Raw genomic sequence first — 17,060 nt, 5'->3', positions numbered from 1 at the left:
CGACGAACGGAGACCAAGTGGAAACGTGGGATGCCATCCGGGCCCGGCGTAACGTGCGCACGTACCGCCCGGAACCGGTGCCGCAGCGAGACCTCGAGCGCATTGCCGAGGCCGCCTGGCGGGCGCCGTCGGCGCGCAATCAGCAGCACTGGGATTTCGTCATTGTGACCGACCGGCAGCAGCTGACCGAACTCTCGACGGTGTGGCGAGGTGCAGGTCATATCGCGTCGGCCGCCGCCGCCATCGCGCTGGTGGTGCCCGAGCCACCGGACGAGCGCACCAAACTCATCGATCAGTACGACCTCGGTCAGGCGACGCTGGCGATGACGCTGGCGGCGACCGACCTCGGTATCGGGACCGGGCATTCCTCCGTCGGTGACCAGGAGAAGGCCAGGGCGATCCTGGGTGTGCCGGAGAACCACGTGGTGTCCTACCTGCTCGGCATCGGGTACCCGGCCGATCGCCCGCTGCGGCCGATCGCCACACCGGATCGCCGGCCCTTCGACGAGGTCGTACACCGGGGACGCTGGTGAGCCCCGTGAAGGTGCTGGTTCCCGACGACCTCGGGGTCAAGGTGCTCGGCGAATCGCCGGCGTTGGCGGCCATCCGCTATGAGCCGGGCGCCGTGTGGCCGGCCGACGGGCACGACGCCGAGGTGGTCGTGGTCGGCTTCGACAACGCAGCGGCCGTCGGCGCCCACCTCGCCGAACTACCCCGGCTGCGTCTGGTGCAGACCCTCAACGCCGGATATGAACAGTGGCTGCCGTGGATCCCGCCGGGAGTTGCCCTGTCCAACGGCCGTGGTGCGCACGGCGGTTCGTCGGCGGAATGGGTCGTCGCGGCGCTGCTGAACATCTTCCGGGACCTGCGGTCGTTCGGCGACCAGCAGGCGGCGGGAGTGTGGGAGCATCGCTCGACCGAGACACTGATCGGGAAGCGGGTCGTCATCCTGGGTGCGGGCGATCTGGCGGTCAATCTCGCGGCGCGGTTGGCCCCGTTCGAAACGGAGGTGACCCTGGTCGGCCGTCGGCCCCGCGCCGGCGTGCGCGCACTCGACGATCTCGCCGACCTGCTGCCCCGCGCCGATGTCCTGGTGGCGATGCTGCCCGCCGATGCATCGACCTACCGCCTGGTGGACGGTGCGGTGCTCGCGCAGCTTCCGGACGGCGCGGTGGTGGTGAACGCCGGCCGCGGCGGCGCGATCCACACCGACGCCCTGCTGGCCGAGCTGACCAGCGGGCGGTTGCGGGCGGCGCTCGACGTGACCGATCCCGAGCCGTTGCCGCCGGGACATCCCTTGTGGTCGGCGCCCGGCCTGTTGATCACCCCGCACGTCGCCGGGAGCACCGAGGGCGCCGAGGAACGGGCGTGGCTCGTCGCCCGCACCCAGATCGAGCGCCACGCCGCGGGCGGTATCCCGTCGAATGTGGTCGCCGGTCCCGGCGCGGCCCCAGAATGACCTCACCAGCGAGGTGATCCGAAGGAGTCCCATGCCCACACTCTCCGAGGCCGCCGCGTTGGCGGCCGCCGACCAGGGGCTGGCGGTGGTGTCGACGGTGCGTGCCGATGCCACCATCCAGTCCTCGTTGATCAACGCCGGCGTGCTGGCGCACCCCGCGACGGCGGAACCGGTGCTGGCATTCGTCACCTACGGACCGGTGAAGCTGGCCAATCTCCGTCTGCGCCCGCAGATCTCGGTGACCTTCCGGTCGGGCTGGCGCTGGGCCACCGTCGAAGGTCGCGCCGAGCTGGCGGGCCCCGCCGACCCGCGGCCCTGGCTGACCGATCCCGACCGGTTGCGGGTGCTGCTGCGCGACATCTTCACCGCGGCCGGCGGCACGCACGACGATTGGGACACCTACGACGCGGTGATGCGCGAGCAGGGCCGCACTGCGGTGCTCATCGACCCGACCCGCGTCTACGGCAGCGGCTGAGCCCGCACGTCCTCACGTATAGGCGACGTGCACGCGGTGGATCCGGCCCTCGAAGGGGAAGGGTGCCCGCTCGCGGTAATCCAGCGATACCGGCGAGCCGAGGCAGGTGCCGATGTCGAGGCAGTCGTTGGCGGTGAACAGCAGTGGCGCGCTCACCGGAACCTGCCCGGAGGCCACGGTGGCACCGTTGACGTCGATGGTGACGTCCAGCGGTCCGGCCGGCCGAACTTCGGCGTACCGGGTGGTCACCGTGATGGTGGCCGGGCCGGCCGGCAGGGCGGCGGCGGAGCGGATCTTGGTGCGCGACAAGATGAACAGGTTGTACTCGTAGCACAGGTAGCCGTCGTCCAGATAGCAGGTCAGGCCGCCGGCGCCGGCACCCAGTGCGTACAGCACGCCGTTGGCCGAAGTGGGCAACTCGGCGTCGATGGTGACGGTGTTGTTCTTGTTGCCCAGTGCGGGGGCACAGAACTCGGGCATCCGCACCATGTCCCCGGCGAACTCCCACTCCCGATACGGCGGGGCGATCCGCAGTTCGGGGTGATACACCGGCACCCACAGCCCACCGCCGATGGGCAGCACCGCGTTGCGGGCCGCCTCGATGGCGAACATCTCCCGCATCTGGGTCAGCTTGTCCGGCATCGCATCCGCGAGGTCGTGGGCCTGTGACCAATCCTCGTCCAGGTGATACAGCTCCCACCGGTCGTTGTCCGGGGTCCACGTGGCGATCCCGGCGGGCTGCCCGGGAACCCACGGCAGCCGAGGACCGCGGGCGCAGGCCAGCCACCCGTCGTGGTAGATGGCACGGCTGCCCATGATCTCGAAGTACTGCGTCTTCTTGCCACCCGCCGCGGCGCGGTCGGCAAACGTGCGCGCGAAACTTGCTCCCGCCAATGGCATCTGCTGTTCCCCGTACACCGTGCGCGGAGCGGCGATCCCCACCACCTCGTAGATGGTCGGGACGATATCGGTGCAGTGCAGGAACACCTCGCGGGGCACCGGGTCGGCAGCGATCTTCGCCGGCCAGCGCACGGCCAGGGGGTTACGCGTCCCGCCCAGGTGTGAGGCCAGCAACTTCATGCCCTTGTACGGGGTGCTGCCCGCCCAGGCCCATCCGGCGTGGTACTGGTTGTCCACCAGCGGCGAGCCGAGCACGTCCAGGCCGCCGAGCTCGTCGAGGGCATCGATGTGCTGGCGTACCGTGGTCGGGATCCCGTTCTGCGCCAACAACTCCGCGATGGTGCCGTTCTGGCCTTCACCCGAGGATCCGTTGTCACCCCAGATGTAGAAGAACAGGGTGTTGTCCCCGTATCCGAGCGCGTCCAGTTCGTCGGCGATGCGGCCCACCTGGACGTCGACGTGTTCGGCGTACCCGGCGGCGACCTCCATCAGCCGCCGCTGGAACGGCTTCTCGTCGTCGGGGATGTCGTCCCACGCCGCCAGCGTCTCGTCCCGCTCGGTGAGCTCACAGTCCTGCGGGATCCAGCCGTTGGCCTTGGCGCGTTCGAACACCCGCTCCCGGTAGGCATCCCACCCGTCGTCGAACTTCCCGGCGTACTTGTCGGCCCATTCCTTCATGATGTGGTGCGGGCCGTGCAGGCAACCGCTGGCCCAGTACATGAAAAACGGCTTGTCTGCGTTGAAGGCCTTGTGCCTGCGCAGCCAACCGATCGCATCGTCGGCCAGATCCTCGGACAGGTGGTAGCCCTGCTCCGGAGTGCGCGGGGGTGCGACGACGGTGGTGTTGCGCACCAGGTGTGGCTCGTACTGTGATGCCTCACCGGCGAGGAAACCGTAGAAGTACTCGAATCCCAGTCCGGTGGGCCAGTTTTCGAAGGGACCGGCGGCCGTGGTCTCCTCGGCCGGGGTGTTGTGCCACTTGCCGAACGCCGACGTCGCGTAGCCGTACTGTTTGAGCACTTCGGCGACGGTGGCACTGGACCGGGGGATCTTGCCTGCGTAGCCGTCCCAGTCGTTGGCCAGCTCGGCGATCTGGCCGTTGCCGATCTCGTGGTGATTGCGGCCGGTCAGCAGCGACGCCCGCGTCGGCGAGCACATCGCGGTGGTGTGGAACCTGTTGTAGGACACGCCCTCGCCGCAGATGCGGTCGAGCGTCGCCGTGGTGACCTCGCCACCGAAGGTGGACGGCAGGCCTGGACCCGCGTCGTCGATGAGCACGATGACGATGTTCGGCGTATCCGGATGCAGCCGGCGCGGTACCTCACGCTGCGCGTACGTCGACTCCGCCAAGGTGCGGCCGGCGATGCTGGCCGACGGGACGGGCGCGAACGGCAGCACACCGCCGCCCGGCAACACCGGGGCCACCATCCGGGCACCCGCTTCGTCGGACAAGGCCTCTCCTCACGTGTTCACGGCCGGCCCCGTCGGCCCGCTGTCAGGCACACCGTAGTGGTTCACACCTGCGTCATCACGCGGAAAGCGATCGACACTCCACCTTACCGTTACCTTAGGCATCTCTTATTTTTCTTAAATTCGGTGTACCGTGATCCCGGGTAGGGCCAGCGCGGCGGAGCGATCTCCGCCGTGACCAGCGGAAGGAACCGACATGCACGACACCCGGACCGCCAACCAGATCGTCTTGGTCACCGGTGCGTCTCGCGGCATCGGCGCCGAGGTTGCCCGGCAACTCGCCGAGCCCGACACCCACGTGATCGTCAACTACCGGGAGAAGGCCAAGCGGGCCGAGACGGTCGCCGACAGCATCCGCGACCTGGGCGGGCATGCGTCGACCGTCGCCGCCGACATCTCCGACGAGGCGTCGGCCGCCGCCATGATCGCCGATATCGGGCGGCGCTTCGGGCGCCTCGACGTGCTGGTCCTCAACGCCTCGGGCGGCCTGGAACAGGGCGCGGACGCCGGTTATGCGATGCGGCTGAACCGCGACGCGCAGCGCCGGCTCGTCGAGTTGGCGTTGCCGCTCATGCCGCCCGGCGCCCGGATCGTCTTTGTCACCAGCCACCAGGCGCACTTCTACCCGCACAAGGCCGTCCCGAAGGGCTACGCCCCGATCGCACTGAGCAAGCGGGCCGGCGAGACCGCCCTGCACGGTATGAAGCACGAGTTCGACCGGCGCGGAATCCATTTCACGGTGGTGTCCGGGGACATGATCGACGGGACCATCATCATCCGGTTGCTGCAGCGCCGCGACCCCGGCGCGGTCGATGCCCGTCGCGCCCACGCCCCGCTGCCGACGATCGATGAGTTCGCCGCGGCCATCGCCGGTGCGACCCGCTCGCCGTACCACCCGGGCATCGTCTACGTCGGCGGTTCCGACTACCTCATCGACCGGTCGGCCTAGCTCCTGGCGATTCATGGAGCCGCACCCGTAACCATTACGGGTGCGGCTCCACAAATCACTCCGCGACGACGCGGATGGTCTGCAGGCTGGGATCGGCCGGGTCCGGCACGTTCATCCCGGCGGTCACCCCCGAGCGCAGGTAGTCGATCACCGCCTCGTTGAGCCGCTCCCCCGGCACCACGGCCGGGATGCCCGGTGGGTAGGGCGTGATCTGTTCGGCCGCAATCCGTCCCACCGCCTCGGTGGCGGGCACCTGTTCGACGGCCCCGAAGAACGCATCCCGCGGCAGCATCGCGGTTTCCAGCTGGATCTCCTCGGGTGCCGGAAGCCGGATGGCCGGTGGGCGGTCGAACCGCTCGGCCGCACTGCGCCAGGACCACAGCGCATCCACCAGACGCTTGGTGGTGTCGGTGTCGTCGGCGAACGAGAGCGTGGCCAGGATCCGCCGGTGGTCGCTCATCCCCATGTCGATGCGTTCCTGCTCACGCAGCCAGTCGGCGGCCTGATATCCGGAGGTGCCCGTGCCGGCGACATCCAGCAGCACCTGCATGCGGTCGATGTCGTGGGACGCCTCGACGCCCAGCAGTTCGTCGTCGAGCACCTCGACATCGGGAATCTGTTCCAGCTCGTCCCGCAGTTGTGCCGCCAGATCCAGTGCGGCGGAGAGCAATTGGTGTCCGGATTCGACCATCTGGCGGCGCCAGCCGTCGATCGCCGAGTAGACGAGCACATTGGGACTGGTGGTCATCAGCAGATCGGCGCAGGCCGACAACCGATCCTGGTCGATCAGATCACCCTGCAGATGGAACACCGACCCTTGCTCGAATCCGGCTCCCATCTTGTGCACGCTGACCACGCACACGTCCGCGCCGGCGTCCATGGCCCAGGTCGGCAGGTCCTCGTGGAACGGCAGGTGCGCGCCCCACGCCCCGTCGACGATCAGCGGCTTACCCCGCTCATGGCACACCTGCGCGATCCCGGCGATGTCGGCGCAGGTGCCGTACGGGCTGGGGCTGACCACCAGCGCCCCGGCGGCATCGGGGTACTTGTCCCAGGCGTCGCGGTAGTCCTGCGGCGACGGCGGATGCGAGAAGTGCCGCTCGCGGTCCCAGCGCGGGGTGACCCAGCGGGGCTGCACGCCGGAGAAGATCAGGCCGGCGACGATCGACTTGTGGCTGTCGCGGCTGACGAGCAGACCGCCACCGTCGCCGCCCGCGACGGCCATCATCGCGGCCTTGACCGACAGTGAGCTGCCGCAGGTGGAAAACCACGCGACGTCGGCGCCCACCGCCGCGGCCATCAGATCCTCGGCACGCTTGAGGAAGCGACCGGAGGTGCGGCGATCGTCGAGGCCCCCGCTGGCCAACACGTCGTCACGGAAGGGTTCCCGGCCGAGCACCGCCAGCACCCGCGGATCGACTCCCCGGCCCTGCCGGTGCCCGGGCGGCGTGAAGCCGTACCGGTTGAGGTTGTGGTACTGCGCCAACGCCTCCAGCAGCGGCGCCTCGGACTGGTTCACCCTGTCCGGATACCCGCGGGCCGGTGCCCACACACCTGTCAGCCGGTCAGCGCGGTGGCCGCCGGGCCGGGCTCGCGCAGGAAGGCGACCAGCGTCGCCGCGACCGACGGGATCGCAGCACGGGTGATCACCTCATAACCGTGGGTGCTCATCGTGGGCAGGCACAGCAGCCCGGCGCGCGCGCTCACCCCGCTCGCCTTCGCGTGGGACGCATCGGATTCGAAGGCACCGAGCACGGCCGGCTGCGGGTCCAGGCCGAGCCCGGCCGCGATGTCGACCAGCCGGTCGGCCACCACCTTGTCGTATACGGACAGGGCGTCGCTGTAGCCGACGATCGGCCCGCCCGAACAGGTGGTGGAGTATTCGGCCTCCGTTGGCCCGACCTCCACCGCCAGCGTGAGATCGCCCGGCAGCGTGCGGCTGGCGTACGAACCACCGGCGGCACCGATCTCCTCATTCGTGGTGAACACGGCGTAGACGTCACCCGCCGGGCGGCCACCGTCGCGCACCAGCTCGCGCAACGCCTGCACCACCGCGACGATCGCGGCGCGGTCATCCATGAAATAGCAACCGAGATAGTCACCGAACTCGACGAGCGTGCGCTTGCTGCCGTCGATGCACACCCGGGTACCCGGCCCGATTCCCGCGCGGGCCAACTCTTCCGGGGTCCGCCCGGTGAACACATAGACGTGCGACCAGTCCATCGCCTTGTCGCCCTGGTCGGGTTTGGTCTCCCAGATCCGCCGGCTCTCCTTGGTGGTGTGCTCCGAACCCAGCGTGAGCACCCCGGTCAACCGCTCGCGGTCGCCCAGGATCACGACCGGCCCCAACCCGAAGTTGCCCGGATACATCGTGCCCAGTTGGGTCACGTGCAGGGATCCGTCCGACTCGACCCGCTTTACCAGCATCGAGAGCTCGTCCATGTGCGCCATCACCCGTACCGGCGAGGCTCCGGAATCCTGGCCGCGCAGCCATCCGACCAGGTTGCCCGCGGCGTCGACCCAGGTCTCGTCGACCAGCGGCTCCAGTTCACGCCGGCAGATGTCGCGGACGGCGTCCTCCTGCCCGCAGGGCCCGTAGGTGGCCAGCAGCTCGCGCAGCAGGACGTGATCCAGTTCGGGGAGGGCTTGGTTCATCGCAGCGACAGGTGCCGCAGCGACGAACGCCCGTCGGCCCAGCACGCCAACAAGCGATTCGCGAAGCGGTCTTCGAGCAGCTCGAAGGCCCGGATGCCAAGCACGACGTCGGGTTCCAGCTCCGGCTCGCGCTCCAGCAGGGCACCCACCGTCTCGCAGCGGGGCGGTCCGTCGGGCGTGCCCGCGTGGTCGCGGTAGAACTGCACGCACGCCCGCGGCGCCCCGAGCCGCAGCAGCGCGTCGAGCAGGCCGGCCGAGGCGCGCCTGACGGTGATCCTGGTTGCCGCCACCTGGCCGGTGGCCGCGCCGCGCAGGTTCCGGTGCAGGCCGAACATGGACATCATGTTGACCAGGGCCAGCGCCTCGGGAGTGACCTCGTCGAGGTAATGCAGGTAGGCGTCGTCCAGCCCGGCCGCGCTCAGGACGTCGGCGAACCGGCATCTGGTGCTGCGCTGCGGCGCACCGGACACCGATCGGTCGAATTCGGCCGGCGTCATCGCGTAGGTGGCCCAGGCGCCGGCGTCGTCGATCTTGAGCCGGTGCACCGAACGGTGCACGAAGTACTCCCGCATCTGCGACCAGGTGCCGTGCTCGCGCAGGTGCTCCGCCAGCGCCGAGGGCCGGGTGTACAAGCGGCGGATCTCGGCGGCGGCGGTGTCTGTCGACACGTCGCCGACATCCTCGCGCAGCGCGGTGCCGAACGCCTCTTCCAGCCGGGCCCGGAACTGCAGCACCCCCGGATCCCACTCCCACCGCGGATCGACATCGGCGAAGCCCCGATGGTGCAGTTCGTAGCAGACGTAGAGGGCCAGTTGCAGATCGTGGCCGTAGGGCCGGGTGTCCCCCACCGGGGCTTCCACCGGGACGTAATGCCGACGCGGGGCCCGGCAGGCCAGATGATCGAGAAGGGCACCCGAGACGGGTCCGACGGCGGAGGGAAGTGCGGGCTGGAGATTCGTGGCAGTCGACGGCACACCCGTGAGTACCCGCACATGAGCGACCCAAACGGTCAGGATGTCTGTTCGTCGATCACCGTGTCGATGACGGTGTGGATGAAGCGCATCTTGTCCAGCACGGTGGAGGTCAGGACGAACGGATACAGATCATCCTTGCCCATCGACCGGTTCACCATGTTCAGCCCCCACGACAGTGGCAACCACATCTCGGTGATGGTGCCGAACCCGCTGGGGCCCAGCACCCGCCGGTCCAGGGCCGCACCGGCCGGCGCGAAACCGAACGCCGCGGCGGTGTCCAGGGTGTCGCGGATGTGCAGGTAGTGCGCGAACGTCTCGGCCCAGTCCTCGGCCGGGTGCATGGTCGCGTACGAGGACACGAAGTCCTGCTGCCAGTCGCTCGGCGGACCGTTGCGGTAGTGGCGGTCCAGCGCGTCCTGATAGTCCTGGTCCGGGTCACCGAACAGTTCGCCGAACTGCTGCGACCGGTCCGGCTCCCCCGCGACGAGCCGATAGAAGTAGTAGTGCCCCACCTCGTGCCGGAAGTGGCCCAGCAGCGTGCGGTACGGCTCGTCCATCGCGATGCGCAGTTGTTCCCGGTGCACGTCGTCGCCCTCGGCGAGGTCCAGCGTGATCACGCCGTTCTCGTGGCCGGTGAAGATCTTCTCCTGCGCGCTCGACAGCAGGTCGAACGCCAGCCCGTACCGCGGATCGGCGTCGCGGCCGACGATCGGCAGGCCGAGCCCGTGCAGTTCGGCGATCAGCCGGCGCTTGGCCTTCTCGGCCCGGGCGAACGCCGCCAGTGCCACCGTGTCGGCATCGTTGGGGCGGGTCCTGGTCAGCGCGCAGGACACGCAGAGCTTGCGAATCGGCGCCACGGGTACCAACCAATTGCATTCGGCCAGATGCAGATTGGCGCACAGTTGATACTCACTTCTGGGCACCGAGCCGGCCTGATCGGCGGCGTCGTCGTCGGCGATCACCAGGAACGCCATCGCGTCCAGTGAGAAGCCGAGCCGGCTGTCGCAGTTGAGGCACACCGAATTCTCGAAGGCCAGCCGTTGCCCGCAGTTGGGGCAGGTGAAATCACGCATCGGAATCCTCGGTGTCAGACAGCAGACGAGCGGCAGGAGCCCGGTGGACCCCTGCCGCTCGAGTGCGGCGATGGTTATTCGGCAGCCCGCTGGCGCGCCTCGGCGGCGCTTTCGGCGGCGCGGGCGGCATCGGCTTCGGCTTCCTTCTTGGCGGCGTCGCGGGCGGCATCGGCCTTGTCCTGCTGGGCCTGGCCCTCCTCGCGGAGGTCGTCGCGGCCGGTGACGATGCCGACCACTTCCTTCGCCTTGCCCTTGACGTCCTCGACGACGCCCTTCACGGCTTCTTCGGGTCCACTGTCGCCCATGGTTTTTCCTCTCGCTCGGGGAACTCGTGGCCGCTGGATACCCCGCCGGGGCACCGTCCCAAACCTGGTGTGGCGGGCGTGTGCGCTGGTCAGGGCGGTGACCACGGTCACGACGACGGCACCGCGCGCAGCACCAGGATGGAGCGCGCCTCGACCGGCAACGTCTGCCCGGCGTCGATCGGCTTGGTACCGTCGGTCTGCACGGCATCAGCGGTGTAGAGCACCGGTTCCCACCGTTCGCCGAATTCCGATGCGGCAAGCGTGAATTCGATGGGCTCGTGGTGCGCGTTGAAGCACAGCAGGAACGAATCATCGGTGATCCGCTGCCCGCGGGCGTCGCGGTCGGGAATGCCGTTGCCGTTGATGAACACCGCCACCGACTTCCCGAATCCGCTGTCCCAGTCGGCATCGCCCATCTCGGTGCCGTCGGGCCGCAGCCAGGCGATATCGGGCAGCCCCCCGGCGGCACGCTGCCGAACCGGCCTGCCGTCGAAGAATCGCCGCCGGCGGAACACCGGGTGGGCGCGCCGCAGCGCACCGACGTGCCTGGTGAACTCGATCAGCTCCTCATCGGCGTTGGCCCAGTCGATCCAGGACAGTTCGTTGTCCTGGCAGTAGACGTTGTTGTTGCCCTGCTGGGTGCGGCCCAGTTCGTCACCATGGCAGATCATCGGCACGCCCTGGGACAACAGCAGCGTGGCGAGCAGGTTGCGCTGTTGCCGCGCACGCAGCTCGTTGACGGCCGGGTCGTCGGTGGGCCCTTCGGCGCCGCAGTTCCACGACCGGTTGTGGCTCTCGCCGTCGTTGTTGTCCTCGCCGTTGGCCTCGTTGTGTTTCTCGTTGTAGGACACCAGATCTCGCAAGGTGAAGCCGTCGTGTGCGGTGATGAAGTTGATCGAGGCCACGGGCCGCCGGCCGGTGTGCTCGTAGAGGTCGGCCGAGCCGGTGAGCCGGGAGGCGAACTCGTCGAGGGTGGACGGCTCGCCGCGCCAGTAGTCCCGGACGGTGTCGCGATACTTGCCGTTCCACTCCGTCCACTGCGGCGGGAAGTTGCCGACCTGGTACCCGCCCGGACCGACATCCCACGGTTCGGCGATCAACTTGACCTGGCTGACGGTCGGGTCTTGTTGCACCAGCTCGAAGAACGATGACAGACGGTCCACGTCATAGAACTCCCGGGCCAGCGTGGCGGCGAGGTCGAACCGGAAGCCGTCGACGTGCATCTCGGTGACCCAGTACCGCAGCGAATCCATGATCAGTTGCAGCGCATGCGGATTGCGGACATTGAGGCTGTTACCGGTGCCGGTGTAGTCCATGTAATACCGCGCATCGTCGTCGACCAGACGGTAGTAGGCCGAGTTGTCGATACCGCGGAAGCTGATAGTCGGCCCCAGATGATTACCTTCGGCCGTGTGGTTGTAGACGACGTCGAGAATCACTTCGATATCGGCCTCGTGCAGCGCCCGCACCATCGCCTTGAACTCCTGCACCTGCCCGCCCGGCGTGGTGTTGGAGCTGTACTTGCCGTCCGGGGCGAAGAAACCGATCGTGTTGTAGCCCCAGTAGTTGGACAGCCCCTTGTCGATCAGCGTCGAATCATTGGCGAAGTGGTGCACCGGCATCAGCTCGATGGCGTTGACCCCCAACGATTTCAGATGCTCGATGATCGCCGGGTGACCGACGCCCGCGTACGTGCCGCGCATCTGCTCGGGGATGTCGGGATGGGTCTGGGTCAACCCCTTGACGTGGGCTTCGTAGATCACCGTGTCGGCGTATTCGTGCCGGGGCGACCGGTCCGCGGCCCAGTCGAAGTACGGGTTGATCACCACCGACTTGGGCATGCTCGCCGCGGAGTCGTCGTCGTTGCGGCTGTCGGGGTCACCGAAGTTGTAACCGAACAAGCTCTGATCCCACTGGAATTGACCGTCGATCGCCTTCGCGTACGGGTCGACGAGGAGCTTGTTGGGATTGCAGCGCTGCCCGTTGGCCGGATCGTAGGGCCCGTGGATGCGGTAGCCGTACCGCTGCCCCGGTTCGACGTTGGGCACCAATCCGTGCCAGACGAATGCGTCCACCTCCGGCAGGGTGACCCGTGTCTCGGTACCGTCGGCATCGAACAGGCACAACTCGACCCGTTCGGCCACCTCGGAGTACACCGAGAAATTGGTTCCATAACCGTCGTAGGTGGCGCCCAGTGGATACGCTTTGCCCGGCCAGATTTCTACAGCGTCGGATTGCGTCATTACCCGTGTATACCCCGGGCCGGTACGCCGGAAACGCGCCACGGTAACACGTAACCGGGCCGAAACGAACGGCCCGCGCAACACCGGAATCGACTGTCCGACAATCTAATTGAACAGGCCGCGACCCTATTGTCACATTTGACATCTCTGCGCGCCGTCGCTTTATGAGAATCCACTGGCAACGATTGTGTGGGCCGGGGTCCTGACGTAGGGTCGATGCAGGTTGAGTTCACAGCCAGCTGCGGGACGTCGCACGATGACGCGGAGGCTGCCACCACTTCGCGTCCGACATCTTCTGGCTTTGCCGCCAGTGCGTCATCTGAGCTGTTCCCGCAGGTCGAATACACGTTATTCCGACTGATGGAGTCACCATGGGATCCGCATCCACCGCCGCACCCCTTCCCGTACAGGAAAGCGCGCTCGCCGCGTTCTCGACCACCTGGCTGGAGACGTCGACCGCCGCGGTCAGCGTGCACGGCGAGCTCGACGCGGCCAACGCCGGCGAGTTCATCCGCTGCGTCTCGGCACTGCTGCCGTCGACCGAACGTCTGATCCTCGATCTGAGTGCCGTCCGGTTCTTCGGCACCTCCGCGTTCTCGGCGCTGCACACCCTCAGCGTGCGGGCCGCCGGCCACGATGTGAACTGGGCGTTGATCCCCAGCCGCGAGGTCACCCGGCTGCTGCGAATCTGCGACCCCGACGCGGCGTTGCCCACTCACGACACGCTGCGCGGCGCGCTGGCAAGTGTGCGTCGCGGGGGATCAGGCTTTCCACGCCTGGTCAGCAGCTGACTGCCGGCTCACTTCGCCCGGGCGCTGCGCGCCCGGATGCGCTGATGCGCGGTGACCAGCAGCCGGTCGAAGACCTCCCTCGGCGGTAACCGCTCACCGCCGCCGACAATCGCGAAGTCCGCCATCAACTGCTCGGCGAGGGCCCGCAACTTCACGTTCGTCTCCTGCGAACGCCATCTGAGGACGTCGAAGGCGACCTCCGGTTCGATCCGGTACACCAGGCTCAGCGCACCCTTCACCTGCTCGATGACCGCCCGGTTGTCCGCGATCTCGGCGACCGCGTCGCTGATCAGGGCGTCGCGCGCGGGTGTCACGTCGATGTAGTAGCCCTGCGTGCCGACCACATCGCCGGAGTCGTCGCGGAGCAGTTCACCGATCACCACGACTTCGCGGATGGTGCCCTGCACGGTGATGATCCGATGCCGGGTGCTGAACGGCTTGCGGCTGCGCCTGATGTCGTGCAGCGTCGCCGCCATCGCTTCTTGGTCGTCGGGATGCTTGTGCCGGAGTACCAGCTCGGTGGTCGGCGCGGCCGTTCCCGGCTCGTACCCGTGGATGCTCTCCACCTCCGGCGACCATTCCCAGCGCTCGTCGGCGAAAAAGAACCGGTACCAGCCCGCGCGCTGCGGGATACCACCCGCGAGCGCCTGCTCCACCGGCGAGACATCGGATCCGCCGACCGGCCGATTCTCGTTTCCCTCCACCGATGAAATTTAACCGATTCGTCCGATCGGAGCCGATCGCGGAGCCGGAAGTCAGCGCGCGCCGCTGGGCCCCGGCCCGGGCCCGCGGGGCTGCAGGGCCAACAGCGGAATGTAGGCGCCCGGCACCGGGTGCACGGCGTGGCCCGGACGCAGGAACGCCAATGCCGAGTTCAGAACCTCCCGTACCGCCATAGCGGCCGGGGTACCCACTCGGCTTCGGAATCTAACACCGAAATCTAACCCGTTTCGGTCCGGCCGCTCGGCGGGTACAGGTGCGGCAGCCGCGCCGTCGGTGCCGGACCGTCAACTGGAGGTGACCGTGATCCCGTTCGTCTGCCCCACCTGTGGCCACGTCGACATCGATTCGGTGGAATGTGTCTCCTGCCCAGAGCGGGGTAACCAGCGCGGATGAGCGAGACACCCAGTCACAGCGTCGACGCCGTTCCCCGGATCTCCGGCCTGCCCGCCCTCGCCGCCCTGCTCGACCTGGCGGGTGCGTCTATCGCCGCCGGGGTGATCGCCCGCCGACGCCCCGTGGTCGGCTTCCTGGAGCGGGTGCAGGCCGACAACCGCTCGCTACGCCGGCTGCATGGGCTGCGCCAGCGCTACGGGCGCGGTCCCGTCGAGTTGGCGATCCCGGGACGGCGCATCGTCGCGGTCCTCGACGCCGATGACGTCGGTGCCGTCCTGGCCGCAACGCCCACCCCGTTCGACCCGGCCAGCTGGGAGAAGCGGGCGGCCCTACGCCAGTTCCAGCCACATGCCGTGCTCATCACCCGAGGGGCGATGCGCGGGCCCCGACGCGTCGTCAACGAGACGGCCTTGGACACCGCGGCGCCGCTGCACCGGCTGGCCGGCCCGTTCAGCGCCGTCATCGCCGCCGAGACCGCCGAGCTGCTCACGTCCGCGCGCCGAACGGGCGGGTTCGATGCCGCCCAGTTCACCAGGGCGTGGTGGCGTGTCGTGCGGCAAGTGGTGCTGGGACCGTCGGCCCGCGACGACGACGCCGTCACCGATGACCTCTGGCGCCTGCGCAAGGCCGCCAACTGGTCGTTCGCCGCCGCGCAGCACACGCGGCGGCGGAGCAGGTTCTTCGAGCGGCTGCATCGGTACGCCGAGAATCCCGCGCCGGAGAGCCTGCTCGGCGCGTTGTCCGCGATCCCCGCTCCGCCCGGCGTCGATCCGATCGGTCAGCTACCGCACTGGCTGTTCGCGTTCGACGCGGCCGGGATGGCCACCATCCGGGCCGCCGCGCTGCTGGCATCGCGCCCACGGTTGCAGTCCCGCTGCGAGGTGACCGAGCTGGATACCCCGGCGGTGCGCCCCTTCCTGCGGTCCGCCGTCCTGGAATCTGTGCGCCTGTGGCCCACCACGCCGGCCATCCTGCGGGAGACCACCCAACCGACCGAGTGGCGCGACGGAACGCTGGTCTCCGAAGGCGGCGCCGCCGTCCTGATCTGCGTCCCGGCGTTCCACCGTGACTCCGCCGCCATGCCGTTCGCGAACAGTTTCGAGCCCGACATCTGGCTGGACGGCCGAGCCGAACGGTATCCCCAACTGGTGCCGTTCAGCGCCGGACCCGCCGCATGCCCCGGACAGAATCTGGTGCTCTTCACCGGAAGCACGCTGCTGGCCCATCTTTTCGGCACATCGCACCTCGAACTCACCTCGCCGCGGGGTTTGCCGCCGGACGGGGCGCTGCCCCTCACGTTGAACCAGTTCGGTCTGGAGTTCGCGGTGCACGAACATCGGCCGGCGATCACCCATGGCCGGGTTTAACGGCCCACGTAACTGGGAATCATCAGCCGTCCGCAACGACCGGCCGACCAGCGGCCGACATTGCCCGCCCGGAAGGATGCCATGACCGTCACCGCCGATGGCCTCGCCAAGCCTGACTTCAGCGGGCCATTGCTCGATGTCGGCCCCGACGTCTATCAACCACAACACGATTCGTATCTCCTGATCGAGGCGATGATGGCCGTCGCGCCGCCGGAGGGGCTGTCGGTCGCCGACCTGTGCACCGGATCCGGTGTGGTGGCGCTGGCCGCCGCGGCCGCCGGCGCGTATTCCGTCAGCGCCTTCGACCGCTCCCCCGCCGCCGTCGAATGCGCCCGGGCTCACGCGCTGGCCACCGGTGCCGACATCGAGGTGCTCGAAGGCACCTGGACCCGCGCCGTGGCAACGGGACCGTACGACCTGGTGCTGTGCAATCCGCCCTACGTCCCCGCGCCGCCTGAGCTGCGCCCGTCGCAGGTGCCAGGGCCCGCGCTGGCGGTCAACGGCGGCCGGGACGGCAGGCAGGTGCTCGACCCCCTGTGCGCGGCCGCGCCGGCGCTCCTGCGGCGGCACGGCACCCTGCTCGTCGTGCAGTCGGAACTGGCCGACATCCCTCGCACGGTCAACACCCTGGCGGCCAACGGCCTGCGCAGTTCGGTGGTGGCCCAGAAGCGCATTCCCTTCGGACCGGTGCTGCACAGCCGCGCCCGGTGGCTGGAAGAGACCGGGCTGCTGCCGGTCGGCAAGCGCGTCGAGACCCTGGCCGTCATCGCCGCGGTCAAACCGTGATCGACGGCTGCCCGAGGCTTCGGCGGGTTGTGCCGCGCTCGTCGTTAGACTTTGTCAACTGCCGGAGTAGCGAAGAACACCTCGGAGGTGGCGATGACTGACCAGCCGGAGCAGGGTGCCGCTGGCGCACCCAGCTGCACGGTCGAAGAAAAGCGGATCGGTGAGGTCAGCGTGATCTCGGTGACCGGAACGCTCGACATGCTCACTGCGCCACAACTGGAGGCCGCGATCTCCGCGGCGTCGGCGACGTCGCCACAGGCCGTGGTGGTCGACCTGGCCGCGGTGGACTTCCTGGCTTCGGCCGGGATGGGTCTGCTGGTGGCCGCCCACGGCGATCTGACACCGGCCGTGCGCTTCGCCGTGGTGGCAGACGGGCCCGCGACCAGCCGGCCGCTCAAGCTCGTCGGGATAGCCGACGTCGTCGACGTGTTCCCCACACTCGACGAAGCCCTCAGCGCGATCGCGACATAAACGGACCACGATCGGGTAGCCCGCAG

17 protein-coding genes are annotated in these 17,060 nt (G+C 68.6%); 8 read left to right on the top strand and 9 right to left on the bottom strand.

Annotated features, from left to right (window positions below):
- Positions 1–17 precede the first annotated feature (17 nt).
- Genes BN977_RS19330 through BN977_RS19320 form a run of 3 tightly spaced genes read left to right on the top strand, consistent with a single transcriptional unit; the run spans position 18 to position 1,934 of the window.
- Complete coding sequence (locus BN977_RS19330; protein ID WP_024450995.1) at positions 18–533, top strand: nitroreductase family protein; 516 nt, start codon at positions 18–20, stop codon at positions 531–533.
- Positions 530–1,459 (top strand): 2-hydroxyacid dehydrogenase, encoded by a 930-nt coding sequence (locus BN977_RS19325; RefSeq protein WP_024450996.1) that lies wholly within the window; start codon positions 530–532, stop codon positions 1,457–1,459. Before BN977_RS19330 ends, BN977_RS19325 begins: the two co-directional genes overlap by 4 nt.
- 31 nt (positions 1,460–1,490) lie before the next feature.
- The gene (locus BN977_RS19320; RefSeq protein ID WP_024450997.1) at positions 1,491–1,934 is read left to right on the top strand and encodes a TIGR03618 family F420-dependent PPOX class oxidoreductase; all 444 of its coding nucleotides are present in this window, start codon (positions 1,491–1,493) and stop codon (positions 1,932–1,934) included.
- Between the two features lie 12 nt (positions 1,935–1,946).
- On the opposite strand, the gene BN977_RS19315 is transcribed toward BN977_RS19320, so the two are convergent.
- On the bottom strand, positions 1,947–4,262 hold the full coding sequence (locus tag BN977_RS19315) for an arylsulfatase (RefSeq protein ID WP_036400728.1): 2,316 nt from the start codon (positions 4,260–4,262) through the stop codon (positions 1,947–1,949).
- Positions 4,263–4,500: 238 nt separating this feature from the next.
- Between BN977_RS19315 and BN977_RS19310 the strand changes: the two genes are divergently transcribed.
- A complete protein-coding gene (locus tag BN977_RS19310) occupies positions 4,501–5,253 on the top strand; it encodes an SDR family oxidoreductase (RefSeq protein WP_036400726.1) in 753 nt (250 codons plus the stop codon).
- 55 nt (positions 5,254–5,308) lie between these two features.
- Here BN977_RS19310 and BN977_RS19305 read toward each other — a convergent pair whose 3' ends face one another.
- The 6 genes from BN977_RS19305 to glgX all read right to left on the bottom strand — a co-directional run bounded on the left by BN977_RS19305 (position 5,309) and on the right by glgX (position 12,503).
- Complete coding sequence (locus tag BN977_RS19305) at positions 5,309–6,772, bottom strand: aminotransferase class I/II-fold pyridoxal phosphate-dependent enzyme (RefSeq protein WP_036400723.1); 1,464 nt, start codon at positions 6,770–6,772, stop codon at positions 5,309–5,311.
- A 38-nt stretch (positions 6,773–6,810) separates the two neighbouring features.
- Positions 6,811–7,908 (bottom strand): M42 family metallopeptidase, encoded by a 1,098-nt coding sequence (locus BN977_RS19300; protein ID WP_036400721.1) that lies wholly within the window; start codon positions 7,906–7,908, stop codon positions 6,811–6,813.
- A complete protein-coding gene (locus BN977_RS19295) occupies positions 7,905–8,882 on the bottom strand; it encodes an iron-containing redox enzyme family protein (protein WP_036403979.1) in 978 nt (325 codons plus the stop codon). The genes BN977_RS19300 and BN977_RS19295 overlap by 4 nt, the downstream gene beginning before the upstream one ends.
- 35 nt (positions 8,883–8,917) lie before the next feature.
- Positions 8,918–9,955, bottom strand: a complete 1,038-nt coding sequence (locus BN977_RS19290) for a zinc-binding metallopeptidase family protein (RefSeq protein ID WP_036400718.1) — start codon at positions 9,953–9,955, stop codon at positions 8,918–8,920.
- Between the two features lie 74 nt (positions 9,956–10,029).
- On the bottom strand, positions 10,030–10,260 hold the full coding sequence (gene mbp1, locus BN977_RS19285) for a microaggregate-binding protein 1 (protein ID WP_024451004.1): 231 nt from the start codon (positions 10,258–10,260) through the stop codon (positions 10,030–10,032).
- 107 nt (positions 10,261–10,367) lie between these two features.
- Positions 10,368–12,503 (bottom strand): glycogen debranching protein GlgX, encoded by a 2,136-nt coding sequence (gene glgX / locus BN977_RS19280; RefSeq protein ID WP_024451005.1) that lies wholly within the window; start codon positions 12,501–12,503, stop codon positions 10,368–10,370.
- 371 nt (positions 12,504–12,874) lie between these two features.
- Between glgX and BN977_RS19275 the strand changes: the two genes are divergently transcribed.
- Positions 12,875–13,294: an STAS domain-containing protein gene (locus BN977_RS19275; protein WP_051561716.1), complete on the top strand. Its 420-nt coding sequence runs from the start codon at positions 12,875–12,877 to the stop codon at positions 13,292–13,294.
- 8 nt (positions 13,295–13,302) lie between these two features.
- Here BN977_RS19275 and BN977_RS19270 read toward each other — a convergent pair whose 3' ends face one another.
- Complete coding sequence (locus BN977_RS19270; RefSeq protein ID WP_036400715.1) at positions 13,303–13,998, bottom strand: PAS and ANTAR domain-containing protein; 696 nt, start codon at positions 13,996–13,998, stop codon at positions 13,303–13,305.
- Between the two features lie 51 nt (positions 13,999–14,049).
- Positions 14,050–14,190, bottom strand: coding sequence for a hypothetical protein (locus BN977_RS32905; protein WP_165576356.1), 141 nt, complete (start codon positions 14,188–14,190; stop codon positions 14,050–14,052).
- Between the two features lie 216 nt (positions 14,191–14,406).
- Here BN977_RS32905 and BN977_RS19265 point away from each other — a divergent pair, with 216 nt between their 5' ends.
- The 3 genes from BN977_RS19265 (at position 14,407) to BN977_RS19255 (ending at position 17,034) form a co-directional block, all read left to right on the top strand.
- Positions 14,407–15,777, top strand: coding sequence for a cytochrome P450 (locus BN977_RS19265; protein WP_024451008.1), 1,371 nt, complete (start codon positions 14,407–14,409; stop codon positions 15,775–15,777).
- 81 nt (positions 15,778–15,858) lie between these two features.
- Positions 15,859–16,563 (top strand): HemK2/MTQ2 family protein methyltransferase, encoded by a 705-nt coding sequence (locus tag BN977_RS19260; protein WP_024451009.1) that lies wholly within the window; start codon positions 15,859–15,861, stop codon positions 16,561–16,563.
- A 93-nt stretch (positions 16,564–16,656) separates the two neighbouring features.
- Complete coding sequence (locus tag BN977_RS19255; protein WP_036403971.1) at positions 16,657–17,034, top strand: STAS domain-containing protein; 378 nt, start codon at positions 16,657–16,659, stop codon at positions 17,032–17,034.
- Positions 17,035–17,060 lie beyond the last annotated feature (26 nt).

Origin of the sequence: Mycolicibacterium cosmeticum (assembly GCF_000613185.1) — a bacterium.
Lineage (GTDB): Bacteria > Actinomycetota > Actinomycetes > Mycobacteriales > Mycobacteriaceae > Mycobacterium > Mycobacterium cosmeticum.
The sequence above is the reverse complement of the archived record's forward strand: the minus strand, read 5'-3'. Positions and strand labels throughout refer to the sequence as shown.

Bases quoted from the DNA above. Each gene is read 5' to 3' on its own strand.
- BN977_RS19320 (WP_024450997.1), top strand. From the start codon at position 1,491: ATGCCCACACTCTCCGAGGCCGCCGCGTTGGCGGCCGCCGACCAGGGG.
- BN977_RS19315 (WP_036400728.1), bottom strand. From the start codon at position 4,262: ATGGTGGCCCCGGTGTTGCCGGGCGGCGGTGTGCTGCCGTTCGCGCCC.
- BN977_RS19310 (WP_036400726.1), top strand. From the start codon at position 4,501: ATGCACGACACCCGGACCGCCAACCAGATCGTCTTGGTCACCGGTGCG.
- BN977_RS19300 (WP_036400721.1), bottom strand. From the start codon at position 7,908: ATGAACCAAGCCCTCCCCGAACTGGATCACGTCCTGCTGCGCGAGCTG.
- BN977_RS19290 (WP_036400718.1), bottom strand. From the start codon at position 9,955: ATGCGTGATTTCACCTGCCCCAACTGCGGGCAACGGCTGGCCTTCGAG.
- mbp1 (WP_024451004.1), bottom strand. From the start codon at position 10,260: ATGGGCGACAGTGGACCCGAAGAAGCCGTGAAGGGCGTCGTCGAGGAC.
- glgX (WP_024451005.1), bottom strand. From the start codon at position 12,503: ATGACGCAATCCGACGCTGTAGAAATCTGGCCGGGCAAAGCGTATCCA.
- BN977_RS19275 (WP_051561716.1), top strand. From the start codon at position 12,875: ATGGGATCCGCATCCACCGCCGCACCCCTTCCCGTACAGGAAAGCGCG.
- BN977_RS32905 (WP_165576356.1), bottom strand. From the start codon at position 14,190: ATGGCGGTACGGGAGGTTCTGAACTCGGCATTGGCGTTCCTGCGTCCG.
- BN977_RS19265 (WP_024451008.1), top strand. From the start codon at position 14,407: ATGAGCGAGACACCCAGTCACAGCGTCGACGCCGTTCCCCGGATCTCC.
- BN977_RS19260 (WP_024451009.1), top strand. From the start codon at position 15,859: ATGACCGTCACCGCCGATGGCCTCGCCAAGCCTGACTTCAGCGGGCCA.
- BN977_RS19255 (WP_036403971.1), top strand. From the start codon at position 16,657: ATGACTGACCAGCCGGAGCAGGGTGCCGCTGGCGCACCCAGCTGCACG.